This is a genomic window from Paenibacillus sp. FSL R5-0636 (assembly GCF_037974255.1).
Lineage (GTDB): Bacteria > Bacillota > Bacilli > Paenibacillales > Paenibacillaceae > Paenibacillus_AQ > Paenibacillus_AQ odorifer.
In genome coordinates this window covers 449,839-469,426 of record NZ_CP150232.1, presented here as the reverse complement: position 1 = coordinate 469,426, position 19,588 = coordinate 449,839, and the positions used below count along the sequence as shown (strand labels likewise).

General features: G+C 41.2%; 16 protein-coding genes. 7 read left to right on the top strand and 9 right to left on the bottom strand.

Annotated features, from left to right (window positions below; genetic code table 11):
• Positions 1-23: 23 nt before the first annotated feature.
• The 5 genes from MKX34_RS02075 (at position 24) to MKX34_RS02055 (ending at position 5,486) form a co-directional block, all read left to right on the top strand.
• Positions 24-914 (top strand): TetR/AcrR family transcriptional regulator, encoded by an 891-nt coding sequence (locus MKX34_RS02075; RefSeq protein ID WP_235219480.1) that lies wholly within the window; start codon positions 24-26, stop codon positions 912-914.
• A gap of 77 nt (positions 915-991) precedes the next feature.
• A complete protein-coding gene (locus MKX34_RS02070) occupies positions 992-1,681 on the top strand; it encodes a response regulator transcription factor (protein ID WP_036682713.1) in 690 nt (229 codons plus the stop codon).
• Entirely contained in the window at positions 1,678-2,682 is a 1,005-nt protein-coding gene (locus MKX34_RS02065) for a sensor histidine kinase (protein WP_076185674.1), read from the top strand. The genes MKX34_RS02070 and MKX34_RS02065 overlap by 4 nt, the downstream gene beginning before the upstream one ends.
• A gap of 106 nt (positions 2,683-2,788) precedes the next feature.
• Positions 2,789-3,550 carry an ABC transporter ATP-binding protein gene (locus tag MKX34_RS02060; RefSeq protein WP_038568421.1) on the top strand — a complete coding sequence of 254 codons (762 nt, stop codon included), beginning with the start codon at positions 2,789-2,791 and terminating at the stop codon, positions 3,548-3,550.
• Complete coding sequence (locus MKX34_RS02055; RefSeq protein WP_038568418.1) at positions 3,540-5,486, top strand: ABC transporter permease; 1,947 nt, start codon at positions 3,540-3,542, stop codon at positions 5,484-5,486. The genes MKX34_RS02060 and MKX34_RS02055 overlap by 11 nt, the downstream gene beginning before the upstream one ends.
• Before the next feature lie 164 nt (positions 5,487-5,650).
• Here the strand turns inward: MKX34_RS02055 and MKX34_RS02050 are convergent, their stop codons facing one another.
• On the bottom strand, positions 5,651-6,322 hold the full coding sequence (locus MKX34_RS02050) for an O-methyltransferase (protein WP_076297281.1): 672 nt from the start codon (positions 6,320-6,322) through the stop codon (positions 5,651-5,653).
• Positions 6,323-6,550: 228 nt separating this feature from the next.
• Between MKX34_RS02050 and MKX34_RS02045 the strand changes: the two genes are divergently transcribed.
• Positions 6,551-7,447, top strand: coding sequence for a LysR family transcriptional regulator (locus MKX34_RS02045; protein ID WP_076297280.1), 897 nt, complete (start codon positions 6,551-6,553; stop codon positions 7,445-7,447).
• 65 nt (positions 7,448-7,512) lie between these two features.
• On the opposite strand, the gene MKX34_RS02040 is transcribed toward MKX34_RS02045, so the two are convergent.
• The 3 genes from MKX34_RS02040 to MKX34_RS02030 all read right to left on the bottom strand — a co-directional run bounded on the left by MKX34_RS02040 (position 7,513) and on the right by MKX34_RS02030 (position 12,305).
• Entirely contained in the window at positions 7,513-7,995 is a 483-nt protein-coding gene (locus tag MKX34_RS02040) for an NUDIX hydrolase (RefSeq protein ID WP_076297279.1), read from the bottom strand.
• Between the two features lie 35 nt (positions 7,996-8,030).
• The gene (locus MKX34_RS02035; protein WP_076297278.1) at positions 8,031-9,746 is read right to left on the bottom strand and encodes an ABC transporter ATP-binding protein; all 1,716 of its coding nucleotides are present in this window, start codon (positions 9,744-9,746) and stop codon (positions 8,031-8,033) included.
• Between the two features lie 306 nt (positions 9,747-10,052).
• Complete coding sequence (locus MKX34_RS02030; protein ID WP_076297277.1) at positions 10,053-12,305, bottom strand: glycoside hydrolase family 127 protein; 2,253 nt, start codon at positions 12,303-12,305, stop codon at positions 10,053-10,055.
• Between the two features lie 145 nt (positions 12,306-12,450).
• On the opposite strand from MKX34_RS02030, the gene MKX34_RS02025 reads away from it, so the two are divergent.
• Positions 12,451-13,344: a helix-turn-helix transcriptional regulator gene (locus MKX34_RS02025; protein ID WP_076297276.1), complete on the top strand. Its 894-nt coding sequence runs from the start codon at positions 12,451-12,453 to the stop codon at positions 13,342-13,344.
• Positions 13,345-13,391: 47 nt separating this feature from the next.
• Here MKX34_RS02025 and MKX34_RS02020 read toward each other — a convergent pair whose 3' ends face one another.
• The 5 genes from MKX34_RS02020 to MKX34_RS02000 all read right to left on the bottom strand — a co-directional run bounded on the left by MKX34_RS02020 (position 13,392) and on the right by MKX34_RS02000 (position 19,524).
• Positions 13,392-14,369 (bottom strand): phosphotransferase, encoded by a 978-nt coding sequence (locus MKX34_RS02020; protein WP_038568402.1) that lies wholly within the window; start codon positions 14,367-14,369, stop codon positions 13,392-13,394.
• A 102-nt stretch (positions 14,370-14,471) separates the two neighbouring features.
• Positions 14,472-16,862, bottom strand: a complete 2,391-nt coding sequence (locus tag MKX34_RS02015) for an ABC transporter permease (RefSeq protein ID WP_076297275.1) — start codon at positions 16,860-16,862, stop codon at positions 14,472-14,474.
• 266 nt (positions 16,863-17,128) lie between these two features.
• A complete protein-coding gene (locus MKX34_RS02010; protein WP_076297274.1) occupies positions 17,129-18,703 on the bottom strand; it encodes a sigma-70 family RNA polymerase sigma factor in 1,575 nt (524 codons plus the stop codon).
• 85 nt (positions 18,704-18,788) lie between these two features.
• On the bottom strand, positions 18,789-19,118 hold the full coding sequence (locus MKX34_RS02005; RefSeq protein ID WP_036682746.1) for a carboxymuconolactone decarboxylase family protein: 330 nt from the start codon (positions 19,116-19,118) through the stop codon (positions 18,789-18,791).
• 1 nt (position 19,119) lies between these two features.
• Positions 19,120-19,524: a tautomerase family protein gene (locus tag MKX34_RS02000; protein ID WP_076297273.1), complete on the bottom strand. Its 405-nt coding sequence runs from the start codon at positions 19,522-19,524 to the stop codon at positions 19,120-19,122.
• Positions 19,525-19,588: the final 64 nt, after the last annotated feature.

The following is a 19,588-nucleotide window of genomic DNA, read 5'->3' as shown; positions in this document are numbered from 1 at the left end:
TCCAGCTTAAAGGGGCACCTAAGATGATAAATAAACGGAAAGAGCAAGTGATTCAAAAAGCACATGAATTATTTATTGAAAAAGGCTACCACGCCACATCCATACAGGACATTCTGAATCACAGCCGGATCTCCAAAGGATCTTTTTATAATTATTTCCCTTCCAAAGGGGATCTCTTTAAAGCTGTATTCACCTCTATTCATGACCAGCTGGAAGAAGGCAGAAATGGCCTGCTCATTGGCCAGGACCCCTCTGACATTGATATATTCGCTAAACAAGTTCAACTGGTTATGAAAATCAATAAGAAAAATAAATTGTTGCAGCTGGTTGAAGATGCCCTGGTCTCCAATGATCCGGACTTAATTACGTTCATCAAAAAAACTAAATTCACCTTATTAACCTGGGTGCATGAACGTTTCCTGCATATATTTTCTGAAGATAAGAAGCCCTATCTACTGGATGGAGCCATCATTTTCACAGGCATCTTGCAACATATGCTGCAAATTAACAGTGCCATGAATGAAGTCATTACCTCTCAACAAATCATTAATTATTGCACTACTCTTATCCAGACGATTGTTGAGGATGTAAGCGAAAAGGGAATCCAACTTATCTCCCCCGATCATGTAGGGAAACTATTGCCTGTTGCTGAATACACTGATTTTTTTAATAATGATTTATCGTTTGCGACCGTGAGCTTAAAAAAAATCATAGATAAATCATTCGCCGCTGATGATCCTAACCTGTCCAATGCACTAAAGCTGTTATATTTTATCCAAGAAGAGATCATGAACAACAAGGAACCAAGAGAGTTCTTAATCGAAAGCGCCCTGCTCTCCTTGAAAATGTGCCCTCAATTTAATGAAACGAAGGAATTTGCGCATTATCAGACAGTGTTATCTGCAATGCTCTAAGCACAATCAAAGTATGGCTTCAATCATTTAAGCGTATTCTAAACGCAAGGTACGAAACTAAAAGTGTGGTGACCGATTTGTTCAAGCTTTTATTAATCGAAGATGATACAACGCTGTTTAATGAGATCAAAGAGCGGCTTACGCAGTGGTCTTATGATGTATATGGCATTCAAGATTTCAACAATGTTACACAGGAATTTACGGAAATCAAACCTGATTTAGTGATAATTGATATCCAATTACCCAAATTCGATGGATTTCATTGGTGCAGAATGATTCGCTCTCACTCTAACCTGCCGATTATCTTCTTATCCTCCCGGGATCATCCGACAGATATGGTGATGTCCATGCAGCTGGGAGCCGATGATTATATCCAAAAGCCCTTCCATTTCGATGTACTCATTGCCAAGGTGCAAGCCATTCTCCGGCGGGTGTACAATTACAATTCGGATAACATTGAACTCAAAACGTGGTGCGGAGCTACCGTCGATTATGAGCGGAATTCAGTGACCAACGACACGGGATCGATTGAGCTTACCAAAAATGAGATTTTCATATTGAAATTACTCATTGAGAAAAAGAATAAAATTGTCACCCGCGAGGAATTAATTAATAGCTTATGGGACGATAAGCGCTTTATTAGTGATAACACCCTCACCGTCAACGTAAATCGGCTGCGCAAAAAGCTGGACGAGCTTGAATTAGGGGCGTTTATTGAGACGAAGGTTGGACAAGGGTACGTAGCCATTGAAGAGGATTGTCTATGATTAAAAAGTACCTGCTCGAAAGACTCGGTTGGATTTTGCTTTTTCTCTTTGTACATCTATTTATGCTCTTTATCACCTTTATGGACCCGACCATCCCCCTGTCTTCAGTGCTCTATCTGGTCTCTTTATCGATGATTTTTTTCGTAATTTTTCTAGTCATTCGCTATCCTAAGGAAACCAGATTTTATAAAAGCTTAAATGAGCGGGACGATGATCTCGATCTGACAAGCATCGCTCTTGCCGAAAGTCCTTTTGAGAAAATCATCGAAGAGAGCATCACCAACCAAGTGAAATTGTTAAAGCGGACTGCTTCAGACAATTTAATGAATTTGGAGCAAGAGAAGGATGAGCTGTTATCCTGGATTCATGAAGTAAAGACTCCACTGACCGCAATGCATCTAATGATTGAGCGTATAGAAGATGATGTTATGAAGGGGCACTTGACCTATGAGTGGCTGCGTATTCACCTGCTGCTGGATCAGCAGCTCCATCAAAGACGGATACCCTTTATTGAAAACGACCTGTACATGGAGCAAATCGATATAGAAACGCTTATTTTTAGTGAGATTAAGACATTACAATCTTGGTGTATTCAGAAGGGAATCGGCTTTGAGTTGAACTTAGAAGCTGCTGAAGTGCTTAGTGATGCTAAATGGCTGGCTTTTATCCTCAGACAACTCCTAACCAACGCCGTAAAATATAGTGAAGCTTCTGATATTACAGTGAATAGCTACCAGCAAGCTGAACATATCGTTCTTGAGGTGAAGGATTGCGGGCGCGGGATAGATCCGAAGGACCTGCCGCGCATCTTCGACAGAGGGTTTACTTCCACTACTGTACATCGCGACAATGCCGCCACAGGCATGGGCTTATATTTAGCTCAGAAAGCAGCTCAATCATTACTCATCATCATCGGAGTTCAATCCAAGCTCGGAGCGGGATCAACATTTACGCTAACCTTCCCACTCAAAAATGAATTCGTTAAAATCTCAAGCATGTGACAACAATGTCACATGCTTTTATATTTTGTTCGGGCAATCGCAGGATAAGAACAATAAACTTTTTTATAATAAGGCTATACAAGAAGAAACGAAGGAGTGAATCATTATGGCAATTCTAGAAGCTACTAAAATTCATAAAAGCTATGGCAATAAATTAAACAAACAATCCGTGTTAAGCGGACTCGATATTCGTATAGAAGAAGGCGAATTCGTTGGCATCATGGGGCCTTCCGGTTCAGGTAAAACAACCCTACTCAACGTACTCTCGTCGATCGACAAAATCAGCAACGGATCTATTACCATTGAGGGCAATGAAATCTCCAATATGAAAGAGAAGCAGCTCGCGGAATTTCGCAAAAATCATTTAGGTTTTATTTTTCAAGAATATAATCTCTTGGACACACTGACGGTAAAGGAGAATATCCTGCTGCCACTATCCATTACCAATACACCCAAGAAAGCCGCCAATCAGAAATTCGAAAGTCTCGCAAAGGAATTGGGGATTTTGGAATTAAAAAATAAGTACCCCAATGAAATCTCTGGCGGTCAAAAACAACGTACCTCAGCAGCTCGTGCCTTCATTCATGATCCAAGTATTATTTTTGCTGATGAGCCTACCGGGGCGCTGGATTCTAAATCCGCTTCTGATTTATTAAATAAGCTAAGTGAACTCAATCAAAAACGAAAAGCAACCATCGTTATGGTTACACATGATCCAGTGGCTGCCAGTTATTGCAGTAGAGTTATTTTTATAAAAGATGGAAAAATCTATACGCAACTAAATAAAGGAGAACAATCAAGACAAGTTTTCTTCAACGACATTATAAAAACACAGGGTGTATTAGGCGGTGTGCAGAATGAGCATTAATGTATTAATGATTCGAAATCTGCGAAAAAACATTCGAAATTACTACCTATACGTGTTTGCGCTAGTTTTTAGTGTGGCCTTATATTTCGCCTTTGTCACCTTGCAATATGATCCCTCGATGGATGAGCTGGAAAGCTCTATCAAAGGGGGCGCAGCAATCATGGCTGCCTCGATTTTACTAGTCGTAATTGTCTCTATTTTCCTGTTATATGCTAATACGATCTTCATCAAACGACGCGGTAAAGAAATTGGCTTATTTCAGTTAATTGGAATGACCAAAAATAAAATCTTCCGCATTCTTTCGGCAGAGAACTTTATTCTGTATTTCGGTTCCTTGGTCCTGGGGATATTGGTTGGCTTTTCTATCTCAAAATTAATCCTCATGATCTTATTTAAGATAATGGGGGTCGATGCTATAGCCTCCCTTCATTTCTCTATCGAAGCTTTGATTCAGACGTTGATCGTATTCTGTGTGATTTATCTTTTGATCATGCTGATGAATTATGGATTTATTAAAAGACAAAGTATTTTATCCTTGTTCCGGGTGACCTCAACAACAGAAGGTACAGTGAAAAAGTTATCCTTCTTTGAAATGATCATAGGGATTGTCGGAATTGGCCTAATCCTACTGGGCTATGTGCTCTCCTCTAAATTACTTACCGAAGACGTAACCTCAATGAATCAATTGGCTATATCCATGATTACTATTTTGGGATCCGTCATTATTGGGACCTATCTATTTTATAAAGGCTCGGTAAGTTTTATTTTTCATATCATTCGTAAGCGGAAAAACGGCTATCTGAACATTAGAGAGGTTCTATCTCTTTCCTCCATTATGTTTCGCATGAAATCCAATGCCGTATTATTAACCATCATTACAACGGTATCGGCACTAGCGCTGGGTTTATTATCCCTTAGCTACATTTCCTTTTACTCTGCTGAGAAAACTTCCAAGCAATATGTCCCAACGGATTTTGTATTCACGAATGCCCAAGAGGCTGAACAATTTACAAAGATCCTAACGGCAAATGATTTAGTATTTACAGAAAGAAGGACCCAAGTCCTTCAGGTCGATGTAGATGTTGAAGAGATTCTTGTTAAAAAACCGGACGGAGACAATATGTTTTCAAATATTATGACCCTGGCGGTCATAAGTGAAAATGCACTTGAAGACGTTGATCTAACTCCAGATAAAGCTTATTTCACGAAATCAAGCAGTACATTGGATAATTTTGTTACTATGAAAGATAAAGGTGCGATTGAACTCAAAGGGTTACATGAGGTTTTTCCGCAGGATTATAAAAGATTAGATATCGAAAGTCCCATTTCAGGGTATTACACAGGTGGTGGCTTACCGGTTGCGGTTGTAGACGAATCGATCTTTAAGCGCTTAAAGAAGGATTTAGATCCTGCCCTTCAAAGAGGATCCTCCCTTAATATCGGGATTGATATGAAAGTCCGGGCCAGCGTTGAACAGGCAAATGAACTTTTCAAGACCTTAAAATTTGATGAGAATAACAAACAAGACTCTCAATTAGAGTCGATAAAAGGTCAAAAACAAAATATGGGACTCATTATGTTTATCGTTGCTTTTCTGGGGTTAACCTTCTTGATTACCTCCGGATGTATTCTATACTTTAAACAAATGGATGAAAGTGAAAATGAAAAACCTAACTACACCATTCTGAGAAAGCTTGGATTCACGCAAGGTGATCTGCTCAGAGGTATACAGATGAAACAATTGTTCAACTTCGGTATTCCATTAGTCATAGGTCTGCTTCACAGCTACTTCGCCGTTAAATCCGGCTGGTTCTTATTCGGCACAGAGCTTTGGACACCGATGATTCTGGTGATGCTGTTATACACTGCTTTGTATTCGATCTTTGCAATATTGTCCGTCTTCTATTACAAAAAGGTGATTAAAGAGGCGCTTTAAAATAACGAAGGTGTTCCTAAATCCATCATGGCTTAGGGACACCTTTGTTTGATTTGATATCATTTACAGGTAGGAGGCACCGGCATCTATCGGACACAGATGAACCTCTTTCTAAGCAAAAGCGTCACTGGGGTCCGTAACGCTCAGAGGACCTGTGGAATCCCTCAGCTATTCACAATCCCCAATACAAATCCATCATAACCTTTGCTTCCCACCGTCTGAATGGCAGTAGCCGAAATTCTAGACTCTTCAGCCAACAGATCATAGAATTCCCGTACGCCTACTACACGAGCGTCTTCGCTATTCTCATTAATGACCTCACCTTCACGAATCACATTATCTCCAAGGATCACCGATCCGGGCTGGGAGAATTGCAGCGCCCACTTTAAATAGTTAGGATTACTCGGTTTATCGGCATCTATAAAAATAAAGTCGAAGGGTTCAACGCCCTCTTGTTTCATCTGAGACAGTTGCTCTAATGCATCCCCTACACGAAGCTCTACCAGATGATCCACCTCGGCAAGCGAAAGATTAGCTTTAGCTACCTGCGCATGAATGGGATCCAGCTCCAAAGTAACTATCTGTCCATCAGACGGCAGGGCTCTTGCCATCCAAATCGTACTGTACCCGCCCAAGGTGCCAATCTCCAAAATCCGGCGTGCACCTTTCATTTGCACCAGTAGATTCAGGAATTTCCCCTGACTGGGCGAAACATCAAAGGGCGGCAGCCCTGCCTGTTGATTGGTGACCAACACTTCTTCCAACACAGCGTCCTGTGGAATCAGGCGCTCTGTAATATACTGATCGACTTTATCCCAAGTAGTCGTTTGATTCATATTTATCACTTCTCCTTTAGTATTTGTTCATGGTTGAAATCCGGAGACAAAGGCGATCGCTACGCTCCTACAGTTCCAAACCTCCTCTCCATTACTCCTTTCCCTAATCTCATCTTTCCAAGTTCATCTTTATATCTGTATTGTAAATCAGTTATAATCATAAATATAATATATCTTTAAGTATAATTTATACATTTAATATATAAATTGAAGAATGGGAGTTTAACCATGAACCTACATGCCTTACGCTTATTCCATGTAATCGCATCGACAGGCAGTGTGACACGCGCTTCAGAAATTTTAAATATAAGTCAGCCTGCCATCACTGCGCAGATTAAGAAGTTCGAAAAAGAACTGTCCTTTGCCCTATTTAAACCTCAAGGCAGAGGAATTGCTTTAACGGATGCAGGGGAAGAGCTTACTCTACTCGCCAAGCGACTGTTCGCCGTAGAACAACAAATTGAGCAATTCGCTCAAGATTATGTTAACGGCACTAACGGAAGTATCCGTCTAGCCGCAACGTATTTGCCTGCTCACTTTCTCATTCCTACCTGGATTGCAAAGTTTAAGCAACAATATGAACAAGTGGAGATGATGATCACCACTACCAACTCAAGTGATGCCCTCAAGCAGCTGTTAAATGTAGACGTGGATATAGCTATTTATGGAGGAATCGCCGAGGCTTATCCAGATACAATCCAGACAGAAGAGTTATTTCAGGACGAGTTATGGTTTGTAGTCGCACCCGATCATCGTTATGCCAATCAGCAAGTTTCTCTATCCGAAATGATGAAGGAACCCTTTGTTATGCGTGAAGAAGGAAGTTCAACGCGGGAGCGATTATTATCTTTATGCCGCACATACAACACACCCGCTCCTATCATCTCTTTGCAATTTAATGGACTACATGAAGCCATCAAAGCCGTTATCGCCGGATATGGTGCAAACTTCGTTTCTTCATTAGTCGTACGCAAATATGTAGAGCGTGGAGAATTGTGCCGAGTATATGTAGAAGGAATCCATCTGAAGAACACCATTGCGATCTGTACACGTAAAAATGAGCCCTTATCAGCAGCCGCAGTGAATTTAATTGAGATGATTCGTCACAATCCTTATACGATATAGCGGAATGATCGCTCATTCCCAACAAAAGAGGCCTTCCCTTTCGGGAAAGCCTCAAAGTTTCTTTTTTACACCGTCCGATCCAATTTAACTTCAAACGCACCTCCAGTTACATAATCCATGTACCTAGTATTTCCATCGAAATCCAAATAAGCTTGATAGCGGGTACGAATAGCCGCTGCAGAAATCAGATCCAGCACCTTCTCCTTGGCTACCCACATCACTTCAGATGTTTCCTCCGAAATACTTAATTCTCCTCCCACGGGCTTGCAGATAAAGTCTAACATGACCTTGGTAGGAACATCCGTCTCACCGTCATACCATTTATGCATACCTGTATTCGAATACACGCCAATCAATTGAGAAACAACGACATCTATTCCACTTTCCTCTTTAATCTCGCGAATTAGTGCATCCATTAGGTTTTCTCCAACTTCCACTTGTCCTCCAGGAAATACCCACCCACCATGATGTGTTTTTACTAAAAGAATATCTCCCTCTTCATTTATTGCAATTCCACCCACCGCTACAATATGTGTTGGCCAAGCCATCGATAGCACCTCTTTTTTTAGAAGAGTCTAGCAATTTATCGATAATCTGTAAACGATATTTTTCTATTCCATAACGCTTTAAAAGCTTCGCACTGTTCTATTAAATCATCAAACTTCCCTTCCCCAACAATTGACCCTTGATCCACTACCAGTATCTTATCAACGTCTTTTATAAAATTAAGCCTGTGGGCCACAATGATGATAGTTTTGTCCTTAAATTCATTCATAATCGTCTCCATAAGACTCTGCTCAGTGATATTATCAAGCGCTGACACAGGCTCATCCAGAATTAGAATATTTCTTTTTTGGGCAATGATTCTGGCAAAGGCTAATCGCTGTCTTTCGCCTCCTGATAATTTTAGACCTTTTTCGCCCACCAAAGTATCTAAGCGATCCGGCAAATGGCTTACTTTTTCCTGCAAATGAACTTTTTCCAAAATCTCATATAGCTCTTCATCGGATAGAGTATCCTCATCGAATACAATATTATCTCTTATCGTAGCATCGAAAATCGGCGTGTCTTGGGATAGATAGGAAATATGATCATAGTAGCTATTCAAACGAATCTCATCGATATCCTTACCGTCCAGTAAGAGTTCACCTTCGCCCTTTTTTAATAACCCCACAATCAATTTAATCAGCGTAGATTTCCCGCCTCCACTTAATCCGACAATAGCAACAGAAGTTCCTCGCGTAAGCGAAAATGACAGGTTATTCAGTATCTGCACATTCCCATAAGTAAAGGACACCTCCCTAAACTCAATATTGCCTTGGAGCTCAGTGATGGCTTCTCCGGATTCCAAGTTCTTATCTTCTGGGGCAGCAATAAATTCCTCGAATCTTCTGTAAGTCACTTTATTCAGTCTGTAATCTACAAATAAAACATTGAAGATGGCAATTGGGGTATAAATTTTATCGATGAACATAAACAATGCGACCACAATACCAAGTGAGGTCTCGCCTGCGACAATGCTTTTCACACCATAAATCAGGACAACAACTTTAATGATCGTGACAAATAACTCGAATATAGCAAAAAAAGCTTCATGAATCATTTTTAGCTGAGCATTTTTATGAATGATAGTGCGTGCGGTCTGGCTTAATTTATCGATCTCTTTCTCATATCTCTTGTTGGTTCTAAAGACGACCAATTCCATAAATCCGCGGATAGAGAATCTGGACATCTTTTCTTGCTCTTGGAGAATGGTTGCCTTCATGGCATACAGAAATTTCAACAACAGATTTGTTATCAGAAAGACGACCACATAGCCAGCTGCAATCACTAACATGATCCTTAGGTCATAGAAGCTGATAAAGACTAGACTGAATAGAAGAGTAGGTAACAACTCATGTAGTGTTTTGAGAAAAAAAGAAAAAATAATGCTGTTTCCAGCCGCTGCCCCGTTTTCGATTACCTTAATCATTTGCCCTGTTCCCATATCCTGATACGCTTGATAATCCATTTTTGATATTTTGGACAGTGCAATAATCTTTAACCTCTCCGTGATGCTGTTCGATAAAAACACACTCGGGTATTCGTCTATATAATTCAGGATCGCCACCCCAGCCAGCAGAACCCCATACACTATAATTAATGTGGATATTTCACCAAAACTGTTGATTACCGTGGCCTTATCTAATATTTTTTGAAAGACAACAACACCTAAACTACTTAACAGCTGAATGGCAAAACCCAATAAAATATAACCACCTACCCACCATTTTAGGTGAGCTAGACTCTTTTTTAACATATCGTTTATCCCCTCTTTTAATTGAATTCAAAAAAGCCAGGCACCCCTATCCCACTGTAAAAAACCATCCACAAATAAACGGTTCTCTAAGTTAAATAGGTTAAGTGCCTGGCTCTACAAAAACAGCTGCCTATGGCACCGTTCAAAGCTCTAGTTAGTTGTAATCAAAAGGGTAGACTCCCCCCTTGATAGCTGGTACGCGTTTCACCCAGCCCGATAACTAGTTCCTTGTAACGGTACGGAAAGACATCCATTTCACCTCAATTAAAAGAATTGTTCCTATTATAATTCTGTAAGCCTTTTTATTCAAGAATTACGTTTAACGATACGTAGTCCGGCCACTTGGCCAACCTTATGTCCTTCATGAGAAGCAAACTTGATCGTAACCGCTGATTTGCCGCTCGTGATCGGTTGCGGGAGTTCATAACGAATCGTCTCCAGCTTATTCATCTCCTCAGACTCAAGAGTGCCTACACCAAGTTGCTCCCCATCCGCCAAAATATCGAATGCCAGCGAAGTATCGTTCGACTTCAGATACGTGACCACCAGATCCACTTGCTCATCCGGCAAAACTTCCATCGTGAAGGAGAACCAGCCATTGATCCAGCTGTCCCGATACTTGCGATTGTGGATTTTGCCTAAGCCTACAAATTCACCTGTGAAATTATGATCGCGTTCAGGCTGCATTTCAGCAGGTTGTACCGAATCGACAGTTAACTGCTCAAGCAGCAAGTTATTCTCCACGGCTTCGCGATATTCAGCCTCTGCCAGCTTCCACTCTTCCGGTGTGAATAAATCCCAATACACGGAATAACGATGATCATGCATAGGGTAGAACGGACGAAGCTCATGATCCCCTGTATACCCTAAACCTTTCATCCGGAACACATTTTTGCTCACATTAGATTGGATGAGGTTGTCCGTCAGTGTGTCCCGATCTCCGATTAATACGGAAGCAAGGGCGCGATCGCTATTGGCCTCTGCATTTATAGACCCAAAATCACCTGCGAGCACAAGTGGCCCGTAAAGGAAGGCAACTCGGTTGGGATTATCCGGCATCGTCTCGATTCTCACCGACATCGGAATATCGTATTCGACAACGTCTCCATCCTGCCACTCTCTATCCAAAGTAAAGTAGTTAGATTTGCCTACATTTACTTGAACATCTTCACCATTTACGCTAACACTCATCCCTTGCTCAGCCCAGTAAGGATGTCTTAGCTTTAATGTGAATTTCGTTGGCTGTGCTGCACTGATCCGCAGTACACCTTGTCCCTCTGCCGGGAACTTGGTCTCTTGCTGCAAGCTAATGCCTTGCTCTTTCCAAGCCACTGTAGAAGGTACGTACTGATTGACATAAAGCTCATCTGCACTATGGAAGTATATCGCCGAGCCATACATAGAATGGCTTTCCATTCCCGAGCCTACACAACACGTAAAGCTTTCGAACTGCGAATTAAACGATTTATGTCCACCCATCTCAAGAGATACGAAGTAACATACCCGGCCATCTACCGGCTCCTGAGAGGCTAAGATGTGGTTATACATCGCACGTTCGTAGTAATCCGCATACGCTGCATACGCATCCCATTGGAACATATGCTTGGTCAGCTTCAGCATGTTGTACGTGTTGCATGTCTCACAGGAGCCTTCACCCAATCGGTCATTTAACTTATCCGGTTCACCAAAATGCTCATTATAGCTGTTGCCGCCGATCACATAAGAATGATGATTCACGACCCGATCCCAGAAGAAGCGGGAAATACCTGCATAATGCTCCTGCCCTGTTACCTCATATTGTCTAGCAGCTCCGATGATTTTTGGAATCTGTGTATTAGCATGTCTTCCAGCTAGGGTATCTTTTTCTATAGCAAGATCATTAAGCACTTCCCCATGATAAAAGCTTTCCGCTAACGCGAGGAAACGCTCTTCCCCGGAATCCTCTGCCAAATCCGTCAGCGCTTCATTCATGCCGCCAAACTCACAACGCAGCACCTCTTGGATCTGATCTTTACTCAGCCCTGCAAAAATATCCTCAAGCCACAGGCCCAGCTTCGTTTCAATAACGAGCGCCTTCTGATTGCCGGCCAGTCGATAAGCATCGCGAAGACCTGCAAACAGCTTATGCATCGTGTAAAGTGGCACCCAACCTCCGTTGAGGTCAAAGCCCTGTGAGCGAATGTCGCCTGCCTTCACTTCCTCAAATAACTCCTTGCCACGAGGAATGCCGGAAATAAAGCCATTGCCATGCGCATCCTGACATTGCTCTAATTCATCTACTACATAATTCACGCGTTGTAGCAGCTCTTCATTTCCCGTAGAGGCATACATTAACGCACATCCAGAAATATAATGGCCTAACGTATGGCCGCTAATGCCCTGAGATTCCCAGCCCTCGTAGTGAGCAGCCTTAGGCTCTAAGCCAGCATATTCGCGAAAACGCGACAGAAGCCGATCTGCCTCAAGCTTGAGTAAATAATCAGTATTTAACTCCATCGCATGGAGAAGTGGACCTGAATCAATTCGTACGTTCTGTAGATCAAAAGCTTGCGTCTTCAATGAAATCGCTCCCTCGCAATCTTGTCAGGGTTAGATGACAAGTGTATATTTGTATCCATAAGATAACACCGGAACGTTGATTTGTCGGTAGATCAGTCGTACAAATAGTGGACAAACCCGACTTATTGATTGCTAGGAGGACCGCATGAGCTATTTAAAAATAAATGCAGATGTACCTGTTCATTTTACAGCGGCAGGTGAATTCATCTCAGAAACACCATGGAAGCATTTGGAGCGTGTTATGGGGAACTACGAACTAATCATTGGCGTGAACGAAACAGTATATTTGAGTGAGGAAAACAAACAATTTGAAGTAGGCCCTGACGAAGCTCTTCTGCTCATGCCTAATCGCACACATGTCGGCTATAGAGAGTCACGACCCGGGGTTAAGTTTTATTGGTTTCATTTCGAACTGACAAACGAGGGGCTATTGCTGAGTGAGGAGGAAATGAAGCCTGAGGCAGAAGAAATCTTTTCGCGCACACAGCGCTTATGGTCCGTACATGATCTATATCTGCCCCAAATCATAAAAATCGAACATAGTGACCGGATTCATATTCTGGCGAATCAAATCCTTCATGTGGCCAATTCGGGGTATTTAACCTATTCCAGCGTTAATTATTTGCTGACCTCGCTTTTAATTGAGCTATCTGAGCATGCACTTCAGCCGTTCGCCAGTAAGCTGATCCGCGCACAGCAAGATGTCACCTTCGTCAAAATAGCTGAGTGGACAAGGATACATGCAAGCGAACCGCTTACCGTGGCCATCATCGCGGATAAATTCAATTACAACAAGGACTATTTAGCTCGGCTATTTAAACAGCATACCTCCATGGGGCCATTGGAATATATCCATTCAGCACGTGTGACTAAAGCGAAGGAGCTACTAACCAGAACCGCATTAAGCGTGAGGGAAATCGCGACAGAGACGGGGTTCACCGACGATAAATATTTCATGCGCCTCTTCCGAAAATACGAAAACATGACGCCCACCCAATATCGTAACGCTTATCATAAGACGTTTATGAATAATGACTGAAGTAAAGCCACCCCTAAATATGGAGTGGCTTCTTGTTTGGGTATTGTCTATTGGATAGAATGAACTTCACACCAATTACGTAGGAATTGCAGATTAGTATTGAAGTAATGATCGTTTTGCCACCCACAACTCCAAACCTGTGCGTTCCCTGTGTGCAGACCCATCAACCATATCTCCCGGATAGCAACAAATATAGGGATTGCCTTTAGATCGTTCTCAGATAATACTTTATGCTTTTGGTATGACTCCAGGAAAACAGTCCATTGTTCATTGTCAAAATGCTCTCGTTCTTTCCCTCTAACCCTTGACCACAAAAACACGGAAACATCATAGGCCCTCCAGCCAAAACCTCCGCAATCAAAGTCGAAATGAGTCAGGGTATCCTCGTAGAAATGTACGTTCGCTCCATGAAGATCACCATGACATGCCCCCCAATCCAGCTCTGATGAGATTTCAGCTATGCTATTTGCCAATACTTCCGACAAAGATTCTAGATAATCGATATCCTCTTGCCTGTGGGATAAAGGCTTGCGAATCGATTGAAGCGGTTCTTTAAGCAGATGATCCAGATTAAGCGTAAATCTTTGCTGCCCACATTCGAAATCATCCATAGCCAGATGCATCTTAGCCACTTGTTCACCGTATAATTCACAGCTAGTTTTTTCATCGGAATAATTGCCTTTTGCAAAAGTAAACAGTACTGCGTAACGTGTTCCTTCAGGAGCCTCCAGCTCAATTAGGTAACCACCATCCCTGCTGATTACCGGAGCCGATACAGGGATATTCTTCTTATTTAAGTGATTCAATACCTCCACTTCAAAATCAATCTCATGTTTATTTCGCCAATGAGCTTTATAGATCCTAAGAATGTATTTATCAATAGAGGTCTTTAGTAAATAGGTATCATTAAGTCCGTTCTCATAAAAACTACACTCCAAAACATCCCCGATTTCATAAAGATCATTAATTACGGGTACTAAGGCATGGGAAGAAATAACGGAATGATACACCGGTAGTTTCAGCATATAAATCACCCTTCAACGTTAATTGCTACTCACTATTTATTTTCACGTTTGGCCCGTATAAAGGCGAGGGATTTATTAAATATAGCTAAACTTTCCGCATCGTTAATTTAATTGCTCTATAATGCTCTGCTTCGATATTGTTCGTCTAACAAACTGAACCATACCAGTCTGGACAAGTAAAATAACCAAGAAATACAGGAAAATAGCACTCCAAGGGAATTGGTATTGAATGTAGGAAAGCCCCCCCATATTCCCCGCACTCTTACTTATCATGTATCCCATTAGATTGCCCGTAACAAGAGCCATCGTAAAGCTTCCGACAACTAAAAATCCTGTTTCATAGGTTAACATAGCCATTAATTGTTTTCGGCCCATTCCTATGGCTTGCATAAGGCCTAGCTCCCCTTTTCTTGCAGAAATAGTGGAGATTATGGTGTTCAAGAGATTGATCATACTGAATACTGCTATAAAAACCATAAAACTATACACTGAAATAGTGATAGTTCTAAAAGCAATTCTATTGGATTCCACAACTTCGGAAAAAGACAATAATTTGAGTGTATCCTCATTGAGAATCATACCCTCTAACTCACTCTTTATTAACTCTTCATTCGCTTTATCCATAGTAATAACTTCGTAGCTCTTATTGCTATTAAAAGGGGCTGTAGTTTGCATTACTTTGGGTGGAAGATAAAATGAAGTTCCTGAATTCTTATCCGGAATATCTCCAATGATCTCAAAATCATGTTTGGCCTTCTCCTGATCATTAGCAATTATGAATGAAATATGATCACCGACAGCGTAATGAGCCCCGTAATAATCTAAGTCACTACTGGCGCTGTTCAAGAGAATGTAGGATGCATCCGATGAATCAACATCCGGGATCTTCCCCTCAGCCAAATGACTACTCCATCTTTCGTTGTTTAACGTAGGGATATTCTCAATACTGACTATCGCGGCCCCGTCATCCGTTTTTATTCCTTCGATAGCAGCTTCAATATACTGATGTTCGATTACGTCCTCAACTTCATTTATAGCTAGGATTTTATTTTTTAAAGAAGTAGATAGTTGCCTTTCCGTCTGAAGATCACTTAATGAGGTTGTTTCAGAATACAAATCATTATTAATTTGAATATCAAACTGACCATGATTTGGAAAATATTTCTCTGCTTTTGAGATTGGGTCGACCGAGTTTAACAATGTCCCCAAGGAAACAAATAGCGTTCCGCTTAAAAAAAGAGACAGCAAAGTTAACACCGTCTTTTTCCTGCTTCTTGATAAGTTCAATGCAGCTAAAGAAAATGATGTTAGTCTTTTAGAGTTTCTTTTCTCCTTTTTTGTATTAACATCGGCATCTACATGTCTAATCGCTGTTATAGGGGAGATTCTTGATGCGAATTTAGATGGTGCGTTTAATGAAGCTCTAACTGTTACTTTGGTGAGCAAACCTGCTAAAAAAGCAAGTGAAAAACTTGGAGCTGCATTCCAGTGAAAGCCACTTAAAATCCAGCTCATTAAACATCCAAAGATAACTCCAATAGGGATATATTTTCTTGAAAGATTTTTCCCTTCATATAGAACAAGCTGTTTTATCTGCTTTTTTGTTGCACCGATTGCTCTAAGTTGTCCGTATTGTTTAATTCGCTTAGTAATTGAAATATAAAAGATATTGTAGATGACAAGCCAACAAGCCAGTACGATAATCAGCATGATAGACAGGATGGTTATCACAGTGCTTCCTGACAGATTATTACTATCCACATTCACATTATTGATCTGAATATTTCTCTCAGGGATACCCATTCGCTGCCCTATTTCTTTGATTTTTGACTTCAGTTCCTCGTTAGAATAACTGCTGCTATTGTTGATGCTAATTGCCGCGGAGTAATCCTCTTTGGAAAGAAACGGATCCGCCTCAACGAACGCGCTTGATACCAGAGCATTGTAACCGATTCGATTCTCGTTACCTGATGCGGTTGTTTGCAGAATTCCAGTAATCACAAATTGGCTGGTTTGAAATTCTTTGCTGGCGTTGTTTCTAAATTGCAAAGAAATAGAATCGCCAAGCCCCAGGCTTCGATCATCGGATAACTGAAAGTCTTTTTCTATTGCAATTTCATTTTCTTTTGTAGGAAATTTCCCCAGAACGATATTGGCATTTGATAAATCCATCATGGCTGGATCCGTGTAGAGAATGGACAATAAACGTTCTTCTTTTTTCTCTCTGCCTATTTCCTTATAGAGTCCGATTTTATTAATTTCCTCTATTTCTTTCAATCGTGAGATTTCATTGTTATTGAGGTTATAGAATAAAGCTTGGAAATTCGACTCATTTTGTAGGTTAGTAAAAGAATTATAACCAAAGGTCATTACAACAGTTAATAAAAATGCAGCTAAAGCTATTACACTGCCTACAAAGTAATTTTTGGTTTTTTCCGCTTTTAAATTCGCTTTTGCAATTCTTATCATTACTGTTTTATTCTGTATGGACATTGATACATCATCCTCCTATCGTGTAACAAATATTCCTCCCTTTACATCAACAAGTGAATACTTTCACTATTTATTCTATAGATAATATTCTCCAACAAAGATCAATCACCCTTTAAATAGATGATATATACTATATTTACTATTCATATAATATATGGATACAACAAAAAAAGACTTCCCCCTCTGGAGCGCTTGAGTATCTCCAAGTTAGTGGAAGTCTTTTTATGCTCAATATGCCTTGTGTAGCAAACATTTAGATTAATAAATTACGCCTCGGCACTTCTATCCTGAAGCGCACCGACCAACGGATTCCACCGCCAGCGCGGAGTCAATCCTTGCAGATGTACACCTCCAAACCACTCATCGCTGCCATTCTTCTGCACCCAGTTTTCGTTTCCAGTTATTACACTCTTACCTAGCTCTGTTAATACAAGCTCACAGTCTTTAAATTGCATTACTGAATCGTTATAAACAGGGAACTCATTGCATCCATGGGTTTGTAGCAAAGGGTACGGGCCTTGCACCAGCTTTCTTAGAATATGCCAATATTGCAAGTCGCCCATTCCCAAGATATGAAGCTTATCACCCACATTTTTGAACAGCTCATAGGGTGATTTTATTCCCTCATAGATCATCTCCAGCGTGAGTTGTTCTACGATACCAAGTCCGTTTGTAGTAGAGGGAAAGCGCGATAAATGCGCCTGAAAAGCGTCATGTGCAAAGGGCAAAGCCGATGTATCGGTAGTTAATCGTTGTTGCAGCAATTCTGGATTCGGTGATACATAGGCTTCCCAGAGTGCTTGACCTGCTTCTAGTTCTTTGGCTCCGATTAGCTTCCATGTGCCTGATAATGTTTCCATCTGCTCTATAGAAAGTTGTCCAAGTCCTCGAAATAACCTTATTCCCGGATATTCTCCAATGCATAGTAAGCTTAGCTTGGTGGTTAATATTTTCTGCTTCGAGAACCAATGGAGTAAATAACTGAGCATCGTCTGATCGAAAAGATCATGCTCGAACCATAACACCACTTCTTCATATTTATGAAAATCAGCTAAAATCTTCTCTTGCCTCTCACTATTTTCAATAAATTCCCTCTGCGGAATTCCCATCGTTTGTTCCAAATATTGCGCTCGAACTGCACGGTTATCTCCATCGGCAGGATCCAAAAATACGGGCCCATGCGAATATACCTCTCTCCACACCAGTACATCACCTTTAACGATTCCTTGCCGCAGCTTCTCTCCCACTACATCTCCATTTACAATGTGAAGCACATCTTTTCCCCCTTCGTACAAATGGTTGAATACGGAAAGAACATCTGCTACAGGTAATGCACCTTTCAGTTTGCGGCGGGCATCAAAAAGTCGCTTCTTCAATACCGAAACCGAAGTCCCCAGAAAGTCAGCAATCTCTTGTAGTGAGTATCCTTGAAAATAATATAATTGAACAGCAATCCGCATATTGGACGTTAATGCAGCTATAGACTCGTGAACCAGCCGCTGGGTTTCCTTTTTCTCAATAATATCTGCTATAGAAAATGAAGATTCTGTCGCTTGCGCAGCTTCATCGTAGGGTAATGCAGGATGCTGCTTTCTTCGCAAGATGCGATAACATTGCCGCACCACAATAGCTTTAAACCAGCCCGGGAATGCCTCTACTGCTCGTAATTTATTCAAATGCAAAAAGGCTTCTGTGAAAGCTTCCTGCACAGCATCTTCCGCTAATTGATAGTCACGCAGCTTTTCGGACGCAACTGCAATTGCCATCGGTGTAAAGTGCCTAACAATCTGTTCAAAAGCTTGTCGGTCTCCTTGTTTAGCCTCTTCGATATACTGAAGCATTTTCTCCCCCGCTCCCTTCTTCCGTATTATATACAAGTGCCAATGAAGTTCCTAAAGGTTACGGATGGGATTGAAAAGTTAGACGTTATTTATTTTTTCCTATTACATCCTTTGCAACCTCTAGAGCTGAAGAGGCTCGCGGCCAACCTACATAAAAAGAAAGGTGGGTGATAGCCTCCACGATTTCTTCAAGTTGTAAGCCGTTCTCTAAAGCCAAGCGCAGATGATAGGGGAGTTGTTCCGTCATGCCCCCCATCACCAAGGCAGAAATCGTAATCATGCTACGATCCCGAAGTGATAATTGCTCACGTCTCCATAAGTCCCCAAACAACACATTTTCCGAGTATTCGACGAATGCCGGAGCGAACTCGCCTAACGATTCCCGTACATTTGTGGCGATTTTCTGATGCGCCATATTACGCCTCCCTAACCGGAGGTTGTAGCATTTGAGCAACACCGTTACCAAACGACCAATCTTCGAATTCCGTATCGACGAGCACAATGAATATATCTTCTTTTCTGATGTTTAGCGTCATCGATAATTCCTCGGCTAGCCTCGCGTAAAAGCTTTTCTTCTGTTCCGTTGATCTTCCGGATTTTAGCGTAACTTGGATATATATCAGTCCGTCGCTTCGTTCAATATTTGAATAATCTTTACTATAAAAATATTCCCCCGCTTTATGCGCATGAAAAACCTGAAACATATCATCCTCCGGTACATGGAAATGCTGAATTAACGCGCTCATAATCGCTCTGCATATTCCTTCTAGCTGATGAATGTCGTATTGTTGCTCCAGATAACTGACTCTAATGAAAGGCATTTTAATTCACTCCTTCTTTGGAATTCTTTTATTGTACTCTCAGTATTTTGATTTATATAATTGA

Coding starts and splice junctions, on each gene's coding strand:
- MKX34_RS02075 (WP_235219480.1), top strand. CDS start 24: ATGATAAATAAACGGAAAGAGCAAGTGATTCAAAAAGCACATGAATTA.
- MKX34_RS02065 (WP_076185674.1), top strand. CDS start 1,678: ATGATTAAAAAGTACCTGCTCGAAAGACTCGGTTGGATTTTGCTTTTT.
- MKX34_RS02060 (WP_038568421.1), top strand. CDS start 2,789: ATGGCAATTCTAGAAGCTACTAAAATTCATAAAAGCTATGGCAATAAA.
- MKX34_RS02055 (WP_038568418.1), top strand. CDS start 3,540: ATGAGCATTAATGTATTAATGATTCGAAATCTGCGAAAAAACATTCGA.
- MKX34_RS02050 (WP_076297281.1), bottom strand. CDS start 6,322: ATGAATCAAACGACTACTTGGGATAAAGTCGATCAGTATATTACAGAG.
- MKX34_RS02045 (WP_076297280.1), top strand. CDS start 6,551: ATGAACCTACATGCCTTACGCTTATTCCATGTAATCGCATCGACAGGC.
- MKX34_RS02040 (WP_076297279.1), bottom strand. CDS start 7,995: ATGGCTTGGCCAACACATATTGTAGCGGTGGGTGGAATTGCAATAAAT.
- MKX34_RS02035 (WP_076297278.1), bottom strand. CDS start 9,746: ATGTTAAAAAAGAGTCTAGCTCACCTAAAATGGTGGGTAGGTGGTTAT.
- MKX34_RS02025 (WP_076297276.1), top strand. CDS start 12,451: ATGAGCTATTTAAAAATAAATGCAGATGTACCTGTTCATTTTACAGCG.
- MKX34_RS02020 (WP_038568402.1), bottom strand. CDS start 14,369: ATGCTGAAACTACCGGTGTATCATTCCGTTATTTCTTCCCATGCCTTA.
- MKX34_RS02015 (WP_076297275.1), bottom strand. CDS start 16,862: ATGTCCATACAGAATAAAACAGTAATGATAAGAATTGCAAAAGCGAAT.
- MKX34_RS02010 (WP_076297274.1), bottom strand. CDS start 18,703: ATGCTTCAGTATATCGAAGAGGCTAAACAAGGAGACCGACAAGCTTTT.
- MKX34_RS02005 (WP_036682746.1), bottom strand. CDS start 19,118: ATGGCGCATCAGAAAATCGCCACAAATGTACGGGAATCGTTAGGCGAG.
- MKX34_RS02000 (WP_076297273.1), bottom strand. CDS start 19,524: ATGCCTTTCATTAGAGTCAGTTATCTGGAGCAACAATACGACATTCAT.